Origin of the sequence: Plantactinospora sonchi (assembly GCF_036422035.1) — a bacterium.
Classification (GTDB): domain Bacteria; phylum Actinomycetota; class Actinomycetes; order Mycobacteriales; family Micromonosporaceae; genus Plantactinospora; species Plantactinospora sonchi.
Genome location: NZ_JAZGQK010000028.1, coordinates 96938 through 117390, shown reverse-complemented (window position 1 = coordinate 117390; position 20453 = coordinate 96938). Strand labels below are relative to the sequence as shown.

Annotated in this window: 4 protein-coding genes; 1 reads left to right on the top strand and 3 read right to left on the bottom strand. The window is 74.1% G+C overall.

The window, feature by feature from the left end; translation table 11 throughout:
- Nucleotides 1–386 precede the first annotated feature (386 nt).
- Complete coding sequence (locus V1633_RS28930) at nt 387–863, top strand: macro domain-containing protein (RefSeq protein ID WP_331217451.1); 477 nt, start codon at nt 387–389, stop codon at nt 861–863.
- 102 nt (nt 864–965) lie between these two features.
- Here V1633_RS28930 and V1633_RS28925 read toward each other — a convergent pair whose 3' ends face one another.
- The 3 genes from V1633_RS28925 to V1633_RS28915 all read right to left on the bottom strand — a co-directional run bounded on the left by V1633_RS28925 (nt 966) and on the right by V1633_RS28915 (nt 20405).
- The gene (locus V1633_RS28925) at nt 966–1199 is read right to left on the bottom strand and encodes an MbtH family protein (protein WP_331217450.1); all 234 of its coding nucleotides are present in this window, start codon (nt 1197–1199) and stop codon (nt 966–968) included.
- 1 nt (nt 1200) lies between these two features.
- Entirely contained in the window at nt 1201–19284 is an 18084-nt protein-coding gene (locus tag V1633_RS28920; protein ID WP_331217449.1) for an amino acid adenylation domain-containing protein, read from the bottom strand.
- A gap of 98 nt (nt 19285–19382) precedes the next feature.
- Nucleotides 19383–20405, bottom strand: a complete 1023-nt coding sequence (locus tag V1633_RS28915) for an iron-siderophore ABC transporter substrate-binding protein (protein WP_331217448.1) — start codon at nt 20403–20405, stop codon at nt 19383–19385.
- Nucleotides 20406–20453 lie beyond the last annotated feature (48 nt).

The following is a 20453-nucleotide window of genomic DNA, read 5'->3' as shown; positions in this document are numbered from 1 at the left end:
ACACGCCGCCGGGCGGGCTTCCGGCAACATCCGGGACAGGGTTCAATGACATCGCGGGCTCTTGACTGGCTTGGGTGTAGGAACCGTTTGCCTATCAAGAGCCCGCGACCATACCCAGCCGCCACGCCGGAACCAACCAGCCTCCTACCACCTCACCGACAACCAGGTTCAGAAACAGGCTCTATACAAAAAACGATAGGAAGGGCCCCTTCCTCACACCCGCGGCACCGGTGGCCGGTCAGCGCACGGCCGGCACCCGCCGCCGATCGTTGCGCCACCACGGGTGTCGGTGGTCCGGCCACAACGTCGGCGCCCGCCCGACAGGTGTCTGATGTGGAGGATGAAGAGCGGGTTCGGGCGTCGTACCCGGATGGCATGCTCCAGCGGTGACACCGCTGCGCATCGTCAAGGGGGACGCGACCGACCCGCAGGCCAAGGGCCCGAAGGTCATCGGCCACATCTGCAACGACCTCGGCGGCTGGGGAAAGGGTTTCGTGCTCGCGCTGTCCCGTCGGTGGCCCGAGCCGGAACGCGACTACCGTCAGTGGCACCGGCAACGCGCCGGCAACGACTTCGGCCTCGGCGCCGTCCGCCTCGTCCAGGTCCGCGCGGACATCTGGGTGGCGAACATGGTCGGGCAGCGCGGCATGAGGCACGGCTCGGCCGGCCCGCCGATCCGGTACGACGCGGTCGCGCGCTGCCTGGACACCCTGGCCGGGCACGCACAACGGCTGAACGCCTCGGTCCACCTGCCCCGGATCGGCTGTGGGCTGGCCGGCGGCCGGTGGGAGCGGATCGAGCCGCTCATCGTCGACGCCCTGTGTGCCCGGGACGTGCACGTCACGGTCTACGACGTCAGCTGACCGGTCGCCCCGCGGATCACCGGGTACGGGCCGCAGTCAGGGCCCGGAGCCGGTGGTCCGGAGGGGCGGGCGGTGACCGGGCGACCGGTCACCGCCGCACGGTCATCCCTGGCCGGTGCCCGCCATCCGCTCGCGCAGCCCACGAGGGCGCAGGTCGGTCCAGTTGGTTTCGACGTAGGCCAGGCAGGCGTCCCGGGGCTGCGGCTCGTCCGCGCCGAAGGCGATCGTCCAGCCGGCCGGCACCTCCACGAAGGACGGCCACAGCGAGTGCTGCCCCTCGTCATTGACCAACACCAGGTAGCGGCCGTCGGGGTCCTCGAACGGGTTGGTGGTCATGTCAGGCTCCTTCACAGTCCTCGGTCGGGCAGAGCGCGTTCGTCGGGTGCGGCACATCGGACGGACGAGACGAGCCGGTCGGTCGAGACGAGCCGGTCGGTGGAAGTGCCGAGATCGGCAGGTCGGGGGCGGCGAGTGCCGCCGTGAGCAGGGCGAGGAACTCGTCGGCGAGCCGGCGGGCGGTCGCCGGTCCGAACACGTCGAGCGCGTACTCCAGGTCGACGTGCACCGGGCCGTCGGCGAGCGGCTCGTAGAAGCTGACGGTCAGCTCGGCCCGGACCGCTCCGGTCGGCACCGGCTCTGCTCGCAGCCCAGCGAGCTCGTCCGAGCCGTCCACCCCGGTCAGTCGGGCCTCCTCGTGGTGCACCAGGAGCACCTGCGGCAGGCCGTCGCCGATCGGCGACGAGTCGCGTACCGCGTTGAACGGCACCTCCTGGTGGTCGAACGCGGCCAGGTCACCGGCCCGGATCCGGGCCAGCAGGCCGGCGAAGCTCGGATCACCGCCGATGTCGGTCCGCAACACCAGCGGATTGACGAAGCAACCGACCAGATCCCCCAACGCCTCCTCGGTCCGGCCCGCCACCAGCGTGCCGATCGGGACGTCCGGGCCCGCGCCGAGCCGGTGCAGCAGGGTGGCGAGCGTCGCCTGGAAGACCATGAACATGCTGGTACCGGTCTGTCGGGCCAGGTCGTCGACGGCCCGGTGCGTCCGATCGTCGAGCACGAACTCGACCCGGTCACCGCGCCGGCCGGGCACCGCCGGCCGCGCCCGGTCCGTGGGCAGCGTCAACCGTTCCGGTACGCCCGCCAGCCGCCCACGCCAGTAGTCCAGCTGGCGGGCGTACCGGCTGGTGGGGTCGGCCGGGTCGCCGAGCAGCTCCCGTGACCAGTGGGCGTAGTCCGGGTAGCCGACCGGCAGTGGCGACCACCCCGGGGCCTGCCCGGCCCGGCGGGTCGCGTACGCGGTGTCGAGGTCTCGGACCAGCGGAACCACCGACCACTCGTCGACGCCCAGATAGTACAGGGTCAGCAGGACCGCCTCCGTCCCGTCACCGACCAGCAACCGGGCCCGGAGCGGCGGCTGCTCGGTCAGGTCGACGGTCTCGCGGACCAGCTCGGCGACCCGGGCGTCGAGGGGTTCGCCGGTCTCCGGCAGCCGCTCCAGGACCGGCCGGTCACCGACCGGCACCGGCACCGGCTCCCCGCCGTCACCGACCGCGAACACCGTGGCCAACGGCGGGTGCCGGTCCACCACGTCCCGCAGTGCCGCCTCCAGCGCCGGTACGTCCAGCCGGGCCGGGCCGGCGGGCCGGACCAGCAGGGCGAGATCCCAGTGATCCCCTGGCACCGCCGCCCGGTGACGGTCCCACCAGATCCGCTGCACCGGTGCGGCGAGCGGAGGCAGACCCGGCCCGGCCGGACGCAACGGTGGACGCTGGGCCACCGCCGCGCCGACCCGTTCGGCCAGTCCGGCCACGGTCGGCGAGTCGAAGACGTCCCGGACCGCCAGGTCGACGCCGAGCGCGGCCCGGATCCGGCCGAGCAGCCGCATCACGGCCATCGAGTGTCCACCGAGGACGAAGAAGTTGTCGGACACCCCGACCGAGGGCAGCCGGAGGATCTCCGCGACGAGGACGGCGAGGGTCCGTTCGACCGCGGTGACCGGCCGGTCGTCGCCGGTCAGCACCGTCCAGTCCGGCGCCGGCAGCGCCCGCCGGTCCAGTTTGCCGTTCGGGGTCAGCGGCAGCGGGCCGGCGAGCGCCACCACCAGGGTCGGCACCATGTAGTCCGGCAGCAGGCCGGCGGCGTGTTCGCGGACCTCGTCCGGGTCCACGGCGGCGTCGGCCGGTACGACGTACCCGACGAGCCGGGTCAGGTCCCCGGCACGGTCCACGGTCACCGCCGCCTGCCGTACTCCGGGATATCCGGCCAGGACCGCCTCGACCTCGCCCAGCTCGATCCGGAAACCACGGATCTTCACCTGGTCGTCGACCCGGCCGAGGAAGTCCAGCACCCCGTCGGCCCGCCAGCGGGCCCGGTCGCCGGTGCGGTACATCCGGCCGCCCGGTACGCCGTACGGGTCGGCGACGAAGCGCTGCGCGGTCAGCCCGGGACGACCGAGGTAGCCGCGGGCCAGGCCACGCCCGGCGACGTACAACTCCCCCACCACGCCGGGCGGCACCGGTCGGAGCCGCTCGTCGAGGACGTACGCCCGGGTGTTCGGGTCCGGGCGGCCGATCGGCACCGGGCCGGTCCAGTCGGGCTCGGCCCGCCAGAGTGTGGAGTTCACGGTCGCCTCGGTGAGGCCGTAGGCGGCGTACAGCCGCAGCCGGTCGGCCCACCGGCCGATCAGGTCCGGCGGCACGGTCTCGGTACCGACCAGCACGGTCAGCCCGTCCGGCAGCGGGCAGTCCGCCGGCAGTGCCGCGACCAGCGACGGTGGCAGGATCGCGTGGCTCACCCGTTCCCGCTCCAGCAGGTCGGCCAGGGGCCGGCCGGGTGCCCGGGTGTCGTCCGGCGCGATCACCAGCCGACCCCCGACACACAACGCCATGGCCAGCTCGAAGACGAAGACGTCGAAGCCGGTCGAGGCGAACTGCAGCACCCGGGAGTCGGCGGACACGCCGAGCCGGTCGACCGCGGTGGCGACCAGGCTGGAGATCCCCTCGTGCGGCACCACGACCCCCTTGGGCCGACCGGTGGAGCCCGAGGTGTAGATGACGTACGCCGCGTGGTCCAGGCCGGTCGGTGGCACCGCCCGTTCCGGTACCTCGGCGGGCGCGGAATCGGAGCCGGCCGGGTCGTCGAGCAGCAGTCGACGTACCCCGGGGATCTCCGGCAGCCGGCCGGCCGCCGCCCGGGTGGTCAGCACCGCCCCGACACCGGCATCGGTGATCATGAAGGAGAGTCGGTCGGCCGGGTGGGCCAGCTCCAGCGGCAGGAAGGCCGCGCCGAGCCGGAGCACCCCGAGCACCACGGCCACGGTCTCGGCCGAGCGTGGCACCGCCACCCCGACCACCGACTCGGGCCCCACGCCGTACGTGGCCAGCAGCCGCGCGATCCGGTCCGCCTCGGCATCCAACCCGGCGTACGAGAGCACGCGCTCCCGGTCCACTACGGCGACCGCGTCCGGGGCCCGGTGCACCTGACCGGCGAACAGGGCCGGCAGGGTCTCCTCCGGCACCTCCCGGTCGGTCGCGGTGAAGTCGTGCAGCACCCGGTCCCGCTCGCCCGGCACCAGGACGTCGATCCGGCTCAGCGGCACGGTCGGGTCGGTGGCGACGGTCGCGGCCAACCGCGCCAGCCGCGCGCCGAGCCGCTCGACCGTGCCGGCGTCGAACAGGTCCGTCCGATACTTCAGCCGGCAGGTGAGGAAGGGCCCCCTGTTATCGCTTTCGGTATAGGAAGGGCCCCCTCCTAACGTCTCCGCGCGGTCCTCCTCGGCGACGTCGAAGACCAGGTCGAACTTGGCTGCCGGCGGGTCGACCGGCTCGTCGGTGGCGGTCAGCCCGACCAGGCCGGGCCAGTCGGCACCCGGCGGCCGGTGCACCACCATCACCTGGAACAGCGGGTTGCGGGACAGCGACCGGGTCGGGTTGACCGCCTCCACCACCGCCTCGAACGGGACGTCCTGGTGCGAGAACGCGGCCAGGTCGGTTTCCCGGACCCGGGCCAGCAGCTCGACGAAGGTCGGATCACCGGAGAGGTCGGTACGCAGGACGAGCGTGTTGACGAAGAAGCCGACCAGCTCGTCCAACGCCGTGTCGGTACGCCCGGCGATCGGTGCCCCGAGTGGGATGTCGGTGCCCGCGCCGAGCCGGTGCAGCAGGGTCGCCACCAGCGCGTGCACCACCATGAACAGGCTGGTCCCGGTGTCCCGGGCGAGCCGGCGGAGTCCCGAGCCGACCTCGTCGGGCAGGGTCACGGTGAGTTCGGCGGCGGTCGGGTCGGGCCGACCGGACCGGGCCCGGTCGGTGGGCAGGTCGAGTTCCTCCGGCACCCCGGCCAGGGCGCCACGCCAGTAGTCCAGTTGCCGGGCGGCCAGACTGTCCGGATCCGCCGGATCGCCGAGCAGCCGCCGCTGCCAGAGCGTGTAGTCGACGTACTGGACGGGCAGGGGTGGCCAGTCGGGGGCCTGTCCGGCGCGCCGGGCCGCGTACGCCGTGGAGAGGTCCCGCAGGAAGGGCCGGTCCGACCACTCGTCGGTGGCGACGTGGTGCAGCAGCAGGACGAGTACGTGCTCTGCCACCTCCGAGGCACCGTCGACCGCGACCAGGGTCGCCCGCAACGGCGGCTCGGTGGCGAGGTCGAACGGGCGTCGTACGGCGGTCCGGACGATCCCGGCGACCTCGTCCGGCGCGGCGGTGACGGTCACCAGCTCCGGTCGAGCCTCGGCGGGCGGGAGGACCCGCTGGCCGGGTCGACCGTTCCGCTCCTCGAAGACCGTCCGCAGTGTCTCGTGCCGGCCGGTCAGGTCAGCCAGGGCGGCCCGCAGCGCGGCCACGTCGAGTGGGCCGCGCAGCCGCAGGACGATCGGGAAGTGGTACGCCGCCGACGCCGGGGCCATCCGCTGGATCATCCAGAGCCGCTGCTGGGCGAAGGAAAGTGGCAGCTCGGCGGGGCGGGTGACCGGCACCAACGCCCGGTCCGGGTCCGCCGGATCCGTCCCCCGGTCCGGGTCCGCCGGGTCCGCTTTCCCGCCGATCCTGACGGCCAGTTCGGCGACGGTCGGCGCCTCGAAGAGGTCACGGATCGCCAACTCGGCCCCGAGCGCCGTCCGGGCCCGGCTGACCAGCCGGATCGCCAGCAGCGAGTGTCCGCCGAGATCGAAGAAGTTGTCGTCGGCGCCGACCCCGGGTACGCCGAGCAGGTCGGCGAAGATCTCGCAGAGCGCCTCCTCCCGCGCCGAGCGGGGCGGGCGGGTGGCGACGCCGGCCCGGACCGTCGGGGCGGGCAGCGCCGCGACGTCGAGCTTGCCGTTGACGGTCAACGGCAGCTGGTCGATCGGGACCAGCACCGCCGGCACCATGTAGTCGGGCAGCCGCCGCCGCAGGTACGTCCGCAGTTCGGCCAGCACCTGTTCGTCGGAGTCCCGCCATCCGGAGGCCCGGACGACGTAACCGGCGAGCCGGCGTACCCCGGCGGCCGCCGTGGGGTCCAGCAGCACGGCGGCGTGCGCGACCAGCGGATGCCCGAGCAGTGCCGCCTCGATCTCACCAAGTTCGATCCGGTAACCCCGAATCTTCACCTGGTCGTCGGTACGGCCGAGGAAGTCCAGCAACCCGTCGGGGCGGCGGCGCACCAGGTCCCCGGTGCGGTACATCCGCTCGCCCGGCCCGCCGTAAGGGTCGGCGACGAAGCGCTGTGCGGTCAGCGCCGGCCTACGGTGGTAGCCCCGGGCCAGTCCGATGCCGCCGATGTAGAGCTCGCCGGGGGCGCCGGGCGGGGTCGGCCGCAGGTGCGGGTCGAGCACGTAGGCCCGGGTGTTCCAGATCGCCCGGCCGACCGTCGGGGTGGCGCTGTCGGCGGTACCGCCGCCGAGTGTGTTGATGGTGTACTCGGTCGGCCCGTACAGGTTGTAGCCGGCGGTGCCGTCGGTCTCCCGCAGCCGGTCCCAGACCGTCTCGGAGACCGCCTCGCCGCCGAGCAGGACCAGCACCGGTCGGTGTCGTCGCACCCCGGCCCGGTCGTGGCCGCCGACCTCGCCGACCTCGCCGGCCCCGTCGCGGCCGGAACCGACCCCGTCGGCCGCGTCACCGCCGGTAGCGTCACCGCCGTCGCCGGCCGTGTCGCTCGGCTCGTCCTGATCGAGCAGGCCCTCCTCGAGGAGCAGTTGGGCATAGCTCGGGGTGACGTTGACAACGTCGATCCGGTGCCGGTCGCAGTAGCCGACGAGGGCCCGGGCGTCGCGGCGCAGCTCCTCGTCGCAGACGTGCACCTCGTGCCCCTCGACCAGCCAGAGCAGTTCCTCCCAGGACATGTCGAAGGCGAACGAGACGGTGTGGGCGATCCGCAGCCGCCGGCCACCGGCGGCCGCCACGGTCGGGCCGAAGATGGCCTCCCGGTGGTTGAGCTGCATGTTCGTCAACCCCCGGTACGGCGTCACCACACCCTTCGGACGGCCGGTCGAACCCGACGTGTAGATCAGGTACGCGGGGTGGGACAGCCGGTCCGGGTCGGTCCGGGCGAACCCGGCCGGCAGTTCGGCGTCGCCGAGAGCGTCACCGGACAGACCCGCCAACTCGGCGGAGACCGCCGGCCCGTCGAGCGGCAGTACCGTCGACGGCAGGTTCTCCGGCAGGTCGGGCAGCACGGAGGTGACCGAGAGCAGAGCCATCGGCTCGGTGTCGGCCAGTACGAACGCCAGCCGCTCGGCCGGATGGTCCAGCTCCAACGGCAGGTAGGCGGCACCGGTGCGCAGCACGGCGAAGAGCGCCACCACCATGTCTATCGAGCGCGGCAGCGCCAGTGCCACCACCTGCTCCGGTCCGGCGCCCCGGGAGATCAGCAGCCGGGCCAACCGGTTGACCCGGGCGTCGAGTTCGGCGTAGGTGAGCGTCCCGGTTTCCGCCGCTGCGCCGGCACGACCGCCAGCGCCGGCGAAGACCAGCGCCACCGCGTCCGGGGTCCGGGCCGCCTGCCCGGCCAGCAGATCCGCGACGGACCCGGTGCCCACCGGACGCCGGGTCGCCGCCCACTCCGCCGCCAGTTCGGCGCGTTCCGGCTCGCTGAGCAGGTCGACCCGGCCGACCGGCAGCGCGGGTCCACCGGCCCCACCGAGGGCGGAGAAGGATTCACCAGCCAGGTCGGACGGGGCGCCACCGGCACCGTCGAGCGCGCCGACGATCCGGTCCAGTACGGCGACGAACCGGTCGAGCAGCGTCCGGGCCACCGGGCCGGGAACAACGTCCGGCCGATGGTCGAGTGCGACCCGGATCCGCTGCGCCGGGGTGACCACCAGGGTCAGCGGGTAGTGGGTGGCGTCCACTCCGGCCACCGCGACGATGCCGTGCCGCTCGCGCAGCCAGGCGGACTCCTCCTCGTCGACGAAGTTCTGCAGTACGTAGAGGGTGTCGAAGAGCCGGGCGTGTCCGGCGGCCCGCTGGACCTCACCGAGGCCGAGATGGTCGTACGGCATCAGTTCGGCCCGCTGCTCCTGCAGGCGCCGCAGCAGGTCGGTCACTGACTCGTACGGGTCGACGGCGACCCGTACCGGCACGGTGTTGAGGAACAGCCCGATGATCTGCTCGACGTGCGGGATCTCGGGGTTCCGCCCGGAGACGGTCATCCCGAAGGCCACGTCGGTCCGGCCGAGGAAGCCGCCCAGCACCAGTCCCCAGGTCGCGGTGAGCACCGTATTCAGGGTGAGGCCGTGCCGGCGTACCGCCGTCCGCAACCGCTCGCCCAGCGGTGCCGGCAGCTCGGTCCGGCAGCGTTCCGGGACCACCGGGGCCAGGGTCGCCTCCGGCGCGACCAGGGACGGTTCGACCAGCCCGGCGAGCGCGTCCCGCCAGGCCCGGACGGCCGGCCCGGACGGCTGGGCGGCGAGCCAGTCGAGGTGGTCCCGGTACGAACCGGCCGGTGGCAGCACGCTCTCGTCACCGTCGCGCTCGTAGAGGGTGAACAGCTGCTCCACGAAGAGCTGCTCGGACCAGCCGTCCCAGAGCACCAGGTGGTGGCTGATCACCAGCCGGTCCCGGTCGTCGCCGAGCCGGATCAGCAGCAGCCGGCACAGTGGTGGCCGGGTCAGGTCGAAGCGACGTCGCCGGTCGGCGGCCATCAGCGCGGTCACCCGCTCCCCCGCGGTCTCGGGGTCGAGCCCGGAGAGGTCCACCTCCGTCAGCGGCAGTTCGGTCGCCGCCGCGATGAACTGCACCGGCCGGGACAGTCCCTCGCCGGTGAAGCCCGCCCGCATGCTCGGGTTGCGGGCCAGCAGCACAGCGCCGGCCCGGCGCAGCCGCGCCAGGTCGACTCGATGGTCCAGGTCGAACACGTCCTGCGCGGTGTAGACGTCGAGGGCATCGGTGTCGTAACTGGCGTGGAAGAAAAGGCCCTCCTGCAGCGGCGAGAGCGGCCAGATCTCCGCCACCGGGGTCACACTGGTCCGGGCGACCTGGTCGACCTCCTCCGGGGTGAGGTCGACCCTCGCCCGCTCCGCCCGGTCGACCGTCGACACGGCACCGGCCGTCACGGACCCCGCCGTCCGAGACGCCGTCGAGCCGGCCGCCGTGGCGGCGGTCAGTTCAGCCAGCACGGCGACCCATCCGGTGCTCAGCGTGGCAACGTCGGCCTCGGTGAGCACCCCGTCCGCCCAGGTCCAGGTCGCGGTCAGTACCGGGCCGTCGACGGTGTCGGCACAGACCACGTCGACCTGCAGCGGATGTGACAGGGCCAGGCCACCGTTGAGCGTGGCGATCTCCGCCGACTCCGGTGCCGGCGTCCACTCCCGTTCGGACTCCGCCGGGACACGCCCGTAGTAGTGGAACAACACCTGTGCCGTCGACAGCCCGGCGAGGATCGGCGCGGTCTGGGCGTTGAGATGACGCAGCATCCCGTACCCGAGGCCGTTGTCCGGGACGGCCCGCAACCGTTCCCGTACGCCCCGGAGCACGTCGAGCGGGTCGGTGCCGGCCGGCAGCCGGACCGGTTGCACGCTGGTGAACCAGCCGACGGTACGGGACAGGTCGACGTCGGCCGTGATCTCCTCACGACCGTGCCGTTCCAGTTCGACCAGCAGGTCACCGTCGTGGTCACGTCGCCAGCGGGTCACCGCCAGCCGCAGCGCGGCGAGCAGTACCTCGGTGACGTCCGCACCGGCCGCTGCCGGTACGGCGGTGAGCAGTGGTGTGGTGCCGGCCGGCTCGAGGCGTACGACGTGCTGCCGGCCGGGTCGGCTCGACACCGCGTCGACCGGGTCGGCGCACAACTCGGCGCCGGGCGCCAGCGTCTCGGCCCAGTGCGCGAGTTCGGTCAGCCGTTCCGGGCGCTGTGCCTGCTCGGTCAGCAGCTGGGCGTAGTGCCGCAGCGAGGTGCCGACCGGGGCGAGCACCGGTGGATGGCCGGCGGCGACCGCCCGGGCCGCCTCGGCGAGGTCCGCCAGCAGGATCCGCCACGAGACGCCGTCGACCAGCAGGTGGTGGGTGGTGAGCAGGAGCCGTCCCGGCCGGGCTCCGGCGTCGAACCAGACCGCCTGGAGCATCCTCCCGGCGTCCGGCGCGAGCCGTCCGGTGGCCGCGTCGGACTCTCGGGCGATGGTGGCCCGCAGCTCGACGTCGTCCATGCCGGCCACGTCGACCCGGCGCAGCAACTCGGTCGCGGACACCTCGCCGGACGGCGGGATCTCCAGCGACCACAGCACCCCGGCGATCCGGCGCAACCGCAGGCGGAGGCCGTCGTGCCGGTCCAGTACCGCCCGCAGCACCGTGAGCAGGGTGTCCGCGTCCGGCAGGACGGGGGTGACAAGCAGTGCCGACAGGGTGAACCGGTCGATCGGCTGACCGGTCCCGCGCAGCCAGTGCACGATCGGCAACGGCTGCACGGTACCGATCCCGTCACCCGTCTGCCCGGGCGTCTCCGTACCGGTGGCCGGTGCTCCGGACCGCGTCGTGTCGTCGGCCGGTGCGGTCCGCGCCGGGTGCGGCCGGCTGGTCGTGGCCGGCTGGTCGGGGTGCGACGTCGTGGCCTGCGGGCGTGCCGCGGCGGCGAGGGTACCCGGCGTACGGTGCCGGAAGAGGTCACCGGGACGGATTTCCAGTCCCTGCCGCCGGGCCCGACTCGCCACCGCGATGCTGAGGATGCTGTCGCCGCCGAGCGCGAAGAAGTCGTCGTCGGGGCCGACCTCGGGCCGGCCCAGCACCTCGGCGAAGATCGCGGCGAGCCGCCCGACCGCCGAATCCGCAGGCTGCCCGACCGCCAGGTCAATGTGCGGCCCGACCGCCAGGTCAATGTGCGGCCCGACCGCCAGGTCAATGTGCGGCCCGACCGCCAGGTCAATGTGCGGCCCGACCGCCGGGTCAATGTGCGGCCCGACCGCCGGGTCAATGTGCGGCCCGACCGCCGGGTCATTCAGCGGCCCGACCGCCGGGTCCGGAGACGACCCGGGCAGCCCGGCTCCGTTGGACGGTACCGGCGCGGCGGCCACCGGCCCGCCGGGCAGCCCCGACACCGCAGACCGCCCGGGCGCGGCCGGCGTCGGCAGCACCGGCCCGTCCGGCGCGGCCGGCGCGGCCGGCGTCGGCAGCGCCGCCCGGTCGAGCTTGCCGCTCGGGGTCAGCGGCAACGCGTCGAGGAGCACGAACGCGCTCGGTACCAGCGCGGCGGGCAGCCCGGCCAGGGCCGCCTCCCGCAGCGCGGCGATCGTCGGCCGGGCCCCGGGCAGGGGTACGACGTACGCCACCAGACGGGACCGTCCGACCTCGGCGGGTACGGTCACCACCACCCGGCCGACCCCGGGCTGTGCCGACAGCACCGCCTCGATCTCGCCCGGGTCGATCCGGTGACCACGGATCTTGACCTGGTGGTCGGTACGACCGACGTACTCGAGTACGCCGTCGGACCGCCAGCGCACCAGGTCGCCGGTGCGGTACATCCGCTCCCCGGTCGCTCCGAACGGGTCGGCGACAAAACGTTCGGCGGTGGTCGCCGGCCGCCCGTGGTAGCCGTGGCCGAGCTGCGCCCCGGCGACGTACAGCTCACCGGGTACCCCGGCGGGCACCGGGCGCAGGCAGTCGTCCAGCACGTACAGCCGGGTGTTGGCGACGGCCCGGCCGATCGGCACGGTCCGCTCGGGTTCGCCGTCGTTCGCCCACCAGGTGACCTGCACCGCCGTCTCGGTCGGGCCGTAGAAGTTGTCCAGCGCGGTCCCGGTCCGGGCCCGCCACCGCCGGGCGAGTTCCGGGGAGAGCGCCTCGCCTCCGCTGGAGACCCAGCGCAGGCTGGCCGCCCAGCCGGGATCGGCGGCGACCTCGTCGTCGAGCAGGAACGCCTCCACCATCGACGGTACGAAGGTGACCACGGTGACCCGGTGCCGCCGGATCAGCCCGGCGAGCCGGGCCGGGTCCCGGAGGTCGTCCGGCCCGGGCAGCACCACGGCGGCACCCGTGGTCAACGGCCAGAAGATCTCCCACACCGAGGTGTCGAAGTGCGGGGGCGCGAGCTGCAGCATCCGGTCGGCGGTACCGAGCCGGAACTCGCGTTGCGACCAGGTGAGCTGGTTGACGATCGCCCGGTGGCTGACCAGCACGCCCTTCGGGCGGCCGGTCGAGCCCGAGGTGTAGATCAGGTACGCCGGCAGTTCCGGGTCCGTCGATGCCGCCGGCGGGGTGTGTCGCTGGCGCGGCACCGCATGGTCCTCGTCCGGGGCCGGCACGGCGTCGCCGTCCAGCAGCAGGTGTGTCAGGCCCGCCAGGTCGGGCACCCGGTCGAGGGTGTCCATGGTGGCCACGACCGCCCGGGCGCCGGAGTCGGCGAGCCCGGCGGCGAGTCGGCCGCGCGGGTCCGCCAGGTTGACCGGCAGGTACGCCGCACCGGTCCGGAGCACCGCGAGCATCCCGACCACCAGGTGTGCGGACCGGGGCACCGCGACCGCGACGATGTCCCCCGGTCGGATGCCCCGGTCGACGAGGCGCCCGGCGAGCGCGGTCGCCCGCCGGTCCAGTTCGGCGTAGCTCAGTTCCCGCTCGCCGTCGATCAGCGCCACCGCGTCCGGGGTGTCGGCGGCCTGGGCCGCGACGACCGCGTCGAGGGTCAGCACGGGCACCGGGGCGGCCGGCCCGGTCAGCCGGGCCAGTGCGGCGGCCCGCTCCTCCGCCGACAGCAGGTCGATCCGACCGACCGGCCGGGTCGGATCGGTGACGAGCGTGTCGAGGATGCGCGTCAGGCCGGCGCCGAGCCGGCGCACGGTCGCCGGATCGATCCGGGCCGGGTCGTACTCGATGGTCAGGGTGAGGTTGTCGGCCGCCGACACCAGCAGGGTCACCGGATAGTGGGTGGCCTCCCGGAACTCGATGCCGGTGATCTCGACGAGACCGGTCCGGTCCCGCAGGTCACCGGTCGGCGGATAGTTCTCCACCACCACCAGGGTGTCGAAGAGGTCCCCGACCCCGGCCAGTCGTTGGATCGCGGGCAGGCCCAGGTGCTGGTGGTCGAGGAGGTCGGCCTGCTCCTGCTGGAGCCGGGCGACGAGTCCGGCCAGCGGCTCGGCCGGGTTCCAGCGCAGCCGGACCGGCAGGGTGTTGATGAAGAGACCGACCATCGACTCGACACCGTCCACCTCGGCCGGCCGGCCGGAGACGGTGCTGCCGAAGACGACGTCCCGTCGGCCGGTGTGCCGGCCGAGCAGCAGTCCCCAGGCGGCGTGGACGACGCTGCCGAGGGTCAGGCCGGCCTCCCGGGCCCGGCCGCGCAGTCCGGCCACGACACCGCCCGGCAGCGCCACCGTGGCCTGCTCGACGCGCGTCGGCGTCGTGGCCCGCCCGGTCGACGACGACCCGTCGCCCGTGCCGGGTTCACCGCTGGCGGCGGTGGCGGTGGCTCCTCCGGCGTCGGCAGGTCCTCCGGGAACCGTCGGGTCGGCGGCGAGCCGGGTCGGGCCGTCCAGGCCGGCCAGCGCGGCCCGCCAGGTCTCCCGGGCCGCCGCGTCGTCCCGGCCGGTCAGCCACTCCAGGTACCGGCGGTAGGGGGTGACCGGAGGCAGCCGGTCCGGCTCCCCGTCCGGGGCGTAGCCGGCGAGCAGGTCCCGCTGGGTCAGCCCGGCCGACCAGCCGTCGGTCACGATGTGGTGGTGGGTGAGCAGCAGGGTGTGCCGGTCGCGGTCGTACCGGACCAGTACGCAGCGCAGCAGCGGTGGGCGGGCGAGGTCGAACGGGGTGGCCCGCTCCGCCTCCGCCAGCGCCGCGAACGCGGCGTCCCGCTCGTCGGTGGCGTACCCGGTCAGGTCGACCTCGCGCCACGGCGGATCGAGCCGGTCCGCGAGCACCTGGACCGGTCGCCCGTCGGTGAGCTGCGGGAACGCGGCGCGCAGCGGGGCGTGCCGGTCGAGTACGCCGCGCAGTGCCCGACGCAGCGCCGCCGCGTCGAGCCGACCGGTCAGCTCGATCACCTGCTGCACCCGGTACGGGTCCCGGCCCGCCTCGGCGTCCGTGCCGTCGGCGACCGCGTGGAAGTAGAGCCCCTCCTGCAACGGGGTCAGCGGCAGCACCTCGACCAGCCCCGGTACGGCGGCGGCCAGCTCGTCGACCTCGGCCTGGTCGAGTCGGAGCAGGGGGAAGTCGGACGGGGTGTGTCCACCGGCGCCCGGCGCGGCGGTGTGCCGGGCCAGGGCCTCCAGCGCGGTGAACCAACCCTCCGCGAGGTCCCGGACGTCCTCCTCGGCGAGCAGTGTCGCCGGCCAGGCCCAGGTCACCCCGAGCCCGGGTCCGTCCGGACCGTCCTCGGTGAACGCGTTCACCTCCAGGGTGTACGGCGCCACCGGCATCGCGTCGTCGAAGCCGCCGGCCAGCAGCCCCACCCCGGGCAGCGGACTCCAGTTGGTGTCCGGGTCGGTCGGCACGGCGAACCGGCCGAGGTAGTTGAAGCTGAGTTGCGGCGTGGGCAGGCCGGCGAGCACGGCCGCGGACTCCGGGTTGAGGTGACGCAGCAGGCCGTAGCCGAGGCCGTGGTCGGGGATCTCGCGGAGCCGTTCCTTGATCCGCTTCAGCGCGGTGCCGGCGTCCGGGCCGCCGGCCAGTGCCTGGTCCAGGTCGATCGGACCGGTCTCCAGCCGCACCGGGAAGACGCTGGTGAACCAGCCGAGCGTGCGGGAAAGGTCCACGCCGTCGGCGACCTGCTCCTCCCGGCCGTGCCCCTCCAGCGCGACCAGGGCGGGGACCGGCCCGGTCACGCCCCGCCGCCGACGCCATGCGGCCAGGGCCAGGGCGAGCGCGGTGAGCAGCACGTCGTTGACCCCGGCGTGGAACGCCGCCGGCACGGTGCCGAGCAGCGGCGCGGTCCGGCCGGCCGGCAGCCGCAGGGTGAGTCGACGCACGCTCGCCAGGTCACCGACCGGGTCGAGGGGACGATCCGCCATGGCCGGGTCGGGGCCGCGCAGCATCCGGGTCCAGAGCGGCAGTTCGGCCAGCCGCCGCGCCGAGCGGGCGTCCGCGTGCAGCAGCTCGGACCAGCGTCGCAGCGGCGTGCCGACGGGCGCCAGTCGGGGCGTACGGCCGGTGGACACGTCGGCCCAGGCTGCGGCGAGGTCGGGCAGCAGGATCCGCCAGGAGACCCCGTCGACCACCGCGTGGTGAACCAGCACGACCAGGTGTCCGGGCTTGTCCCGGCCGGCGTCGAGCCAGACCACCTGGACCATCAGCCCTGTCTCCGGAGCCAGCCGCCGGCCGGCCTCCCGGGCGGCGGCCTCGGCCCGGGCCCGCAGTGGCGCCCCGGTCAGTTCTCCGACCTCGATCCGGTGCAGCCAGTCGGTGGCCCGGACGTCGCCGGGCGGCCTCACGTCCAGTCGACCGGGACCGTCCGGTGTGGACCGAACCAGCCGGGACCGGAGTACGTCGTGCCGGTCGGCGAGTGCCTGCAGTGCGGCACCGAGCCCCTCGGAGGTCAGCTCGGCGGGGACCCGGACCAGCAGCCACTGGTTGAACGCGTCGATCTCGCCACCGCACTCGTCCAGCCAGTGCAGGATCGGGGTGAACGGCAGTTCGCCGACGCCGGCCCGGGGGTCGTCCCCGGTCCGTCCCGGTGCCGAGGTGGCGACGTGCGCCAGTTCGGCGACGGTACGCAGCTGGAAGACCTGGCGTGGGGTGAGCACCAGACCCGCCTGCCGGGCCCGGATGACCAGTTGGATGGAGACGATGCTGTCCCCGCCCAACGCGAAGAAGTCGTCGTCCACCCCGACCTCGGGCAGTCCGAGCACCTCGGCGTAGAGGGCGCAGAGCAGTTCCTCCCGGGCGTCCCGGGGACGGGTGCCGCTGGTCAGGGCGGCGAAGTCGGGTGCCGGCAACGCGGCCCGGTCCAGCTTGCCGCTCGGCGTGACCGGGAGCTGGTGCAGCGGCACGAACGCCGCCGGCACCATGTGCTCCGGCAGCCAGCCCCGGGCGTACCCGCGCAGCTCCGCCATCAGGGCGGCGACGTCCCGGAACGGGGCCGGGCGGTTGGCGTACCGGGTCGGGTCGGCGGTCACCGGACGCCCGGGCCGGTACACCGGCGGCGGCACCGATCCGCCGCGGGTGAAGAGCAGGTCGAGTTCGCCGTCGGCGCCGTCACCCGACCAGGTCACCACCAGTTCGTGGCCGTACCGGGCGGCCAACTCGTGCACCGCCTCCGGGTCGACAGCCGATCCGGCGGCAGCGCTCGACGCCGCCGGTCCAGCGGACACCGCCGATCCGGCTGACGCGCTCGACGCGGCCGGTCCGGCTGACGCGGCCGGTCCGGCTGACGCGGCCGGTCGGGCGGGGCCGGCGACCGGACCCGGCTCGGCCAGTGCGCGGAGCGCGGCCCGGTCGGCGGTCAGCCGGGCGTTGGGCACCCCGGTGACCCGCAGGCCGTCGACCGCCGCCGTGCTGGTGCCGCCCTGGTCGAGCAGCTCCGCGAGCCCGGCCAGCCCGCCGTCCACCTCGGACCAGGTGACCTCCCGGACGGCGAGGGTGGCCGACGACGCCTCGGAGGTCGGGCCGCCGTGGGTCGATCCGGTGCGCAGCACCACGTCGTACCGGTGGCGGGTCAGCTCGTTGTGTGCCCGGCCGCGCTTGACGCGCAGGTCGACGGCGTCGATCCCGGGTACCGCCCCGACCAGCGCGGGGAAGAAGTCGGGATCGAGCAGCAGCTCCCCCTCCCAGCGCAGCCCCTGTTCGACGGCGATCCGGGCGGCGGCCCGGCCGGCCTCGTCCGACGGGCGGCGTCCGGCCTCGATGGCGGCCCGCAGGCAACGGTGCAACCGCAGGTTGCGGACGTCGCCGACGAACAGCGCCCCGCCCGGGACGAGCAGCCCGGTCAGCCCGCGCAGTACCTCGACCAGGTAGTCGGCGCTGGGAAAGTACTGCACGACCGAGTTGACGACGATGGTGTCGAAGAAGCCGGTGGGCAGGCCGTCGAGCACGTCGGCCGGCCGGGTACGCAGTTCCACCCGCCCGGCCAGCTCGGGCCGGGCCGCGACCTGCTCGCGCAGCGCCTCGACCGCCGCCCGGGACAGGTCGGTGCCCCAGTACGCCTCGACCCGGGGCGCCACCCGGGCCAGCAACAGCCCACTGCCGACCCCGATCTCCAGGACCCGACGCGGACGCAGCGCCAGGATCCGGTCCACGGTGGCGTCCCGCCACTCGCGCATCTCGGCGAGCGGGATCGGCAGCCCGTCGTAGCTGCTGTGCCAACCGGTGAAGTTCTCCCCGAACTCCTCATTACGCCCGGCGGCGTAGAGCAGTTCGTGCAGCCTCTCCCAGTCCGCCACCCGGCCGGACTCGGCGTCGACGTCCCGCTCCGGGCGTGCCTCGGCATCCCGCTCCGGACGTTGCCCCGCCGCCGGGCCGGGCTGCCGCCCCCGATCCAGCGCCGGTACGACGTACGCGGCGAGCCGCTGCTCACCGGTCGGCCCCGGGCGGGCCACCACCGCCACCTGACCCACCGCCGGATGCTGGGCGAGCACCGACTCGATCTCGCCCGGCTCGATCCGGTAGCCACGGATCTTCACCTGGTCATCGGCCCGGCCGAGGAACTCCAGCCGCCCGTCCGGCAGCCAGCGGACCAGGTCACCGGTGCGGTAGAGCCGCCCGCCGGCCGGCCCGTACGGGTCGGCGACGAACCGTTCGGCGGTCAGTCCCGGCCGGCCGAGGTAGCCCCGGGCCAGCCCCGGGCCACCGAGGTACAGCTCACCGGCCTGGCCGACCGGCACCGGGCGCAACGCCGCGTCGAGCACGTAACACCGGGTGCCGGGATCGGGCCGACCGATCGGCACGACACCACCGGGCGGGGTCCGCGGGTCACACTCGCCGAGCGTCGAGTTCACCGTCGCCTCGGTCGGCCCGTACGCGTTGAACATCGGCCGGTCGACCGCCCAGCGGGCGACCAGTTCCGGGGAGACCCGTTCGGTGCCGGCCAGCAGGGTCGCGCCGGACGGCAGCGTGCACTCCCGGGGCAGCGCGGCGAGCAGCGCGGGCGGCAGGATCATGAAGGTCGCGCCGTGCCGGTGCGCGTAGTCGGTCAACGCCGGGCCGGGCACCCGACGCTCGGCCGGTACGACGATCAGCCGTCCCCCGGAGAGCAGGCCGAGGCAGAGGTCCCAGAACGCGACGTCGAAGCTGGGCGAGGCGAACTGCAGCACCCGGCTGTCCGGGCCGACGCCGAGCCGGGCGCGCTGGGTGGCGACCAGTTGGGTCACCCCGGTGTGCGAGAGCACGACGCCCTTGGGGCGGCCGGTCGAGCCGGAGGTGTAGATGACGTACGCCGCGTTCTCCGGCGTCAGCGGAACGTCCCGGTCGGCGTCGGTCGGATCGGCGGCCCACTCCGGGTGCCCGTCGATCAGTCCGCCGTCCCGGCTCGGGTCCGCGTCGGCGGGATCGGTGGCTCGGCTCGGGTCCGCGTCGGTCGGGTCACCCTCGGGTGTCGGGGCCGCCCCGCCGGCCGTCGGTTCGGGCAGGAACACGCGGGGCAGGCTCGGCGTCGGCGGCAGGGTCGCGGCCAGCCCGGCGGTGGTCACAAGGCAGATCGGCCCGGCGTCGGCCAGCATGTAGCTGACCCGCTCGGCCGGATAGTCCTGGTCCAGCGGCAGGTAGGCGCCGCCGGCCTTGAGCACCGCCACCTCGGCGACGATCATCTCGACCGAGCGGGGCAGGCAGAGCGCGACCACCCGTTCCGGTCCCACGCCCCGGGCGAGCAGCGCGTGGGCCAGCCGGTTCGCCCGGAGGTTCAGTTCGGCGTACGTCAGCTCGGTCTCCTCGAAGACCAGCGCCACCGCCTCCGGGGCCCGCCGAACCTGTTCCTCGAACAGTTCCGGCCAGGTGCGCGGGGACGCCGGCGCGACGGTCTCGTTCCACTCCACCAGGATCCGGTGCCGCTCCACTGTGTTCAGTTCGTCGTCGGTGCTGTTCAGGTCGATCGTGGGCACGACGAAGTACCGCCTCTCGCGAGCGGGTGGGTGGAGACCGAGCGGGTGGTGGGGGGTGACGCGGTGGGCGGGCCGGGGCAGGCGACCCGCCCACCGACTCAGGCGGTGCCGAGCAGCGGCAGGATCTGCTCCAGCGCGTACGGGACGCTCAGTACGGTGCTGAACGAGAGCGCGGCACCGAGCGGCGGATTGTCGTACGGCAGGAAGACCGCCCGGTTCTGCTTGGCGACGTCGAGGGTGGCGTACACCTTGTCGGCCTTGACCCGGGGCTCGGCGGAGGCGTCCGCGGTGAGGAAGAACAGCCGGTCGACGTCGACCAGGTCGAGCCGCTCGGAGCCGATCTCGGCGGCGTACTCGTCCCCGGCGGCCTCGACGATGGTCGGCGGCACGGTGAAGCCGAGCTGGGTCATGAAGACCACCTTCGGGTCACTCGGCGCGAAGACCGCGTACTTGCCCGGCTCGTACGGCTCGACCACCGCGACGCTGCGGCCGGCCAGTTCGGGATGGTCCTGCCGGGCCTTGGCGAACCGCGCGTCGACCTCCGCGATCAGCTGCTCGGCCCGTTCCGGCCGGCCGAGCGCCCGGCCGGCCTGCCGGGTCATCTCCTGCCACGGCGCGGCGTAGTCGGCGTGGCCCTTCGGCTGCGCCACCGTGGGCGCGATCTGGGACAGCTGCTGGTACTGCTGCTGGGTCATTCCGGAGTAGAGACCGATGATCAGGTCCGGTCGCAGAGCGGCGATCTTCTCCAGGTTGTAGTCGTCCCGCTCACCGACGATCTCGGGCGGGGTGCCACCCCACAGCTGCTGCGCCCACGGCCACTTCCCGTACGGCCGTTCCAGGAACCAGTCGATGGCACCGACCGGCACGGTCCCGAGGGCGAGCACCGGATCCTGGTCGCTGAGCCCGAGCGTCACCACCCGGGTCGGCTGGCGGGAGATCTCGGTGCTGCCGTACTTGTGCTCCACCTTCACCGGGAAGGCGCCGGAGGTCGCGGCTGGCCCGGGGTCGTCGCCGCCGGTGTCGCCGCCGCAGCCGGCGAGGCCGAGCGCGAGGACAACCAGGGCCGCGGCCAACCGGCCGACCGAACGGCGGCGGATCGTACGGGCAGGTGTGCTGGACATCGGCTCCTCTTCGGGGGTGTCGACTGGCGGACGTCCGGGACCGGTGGC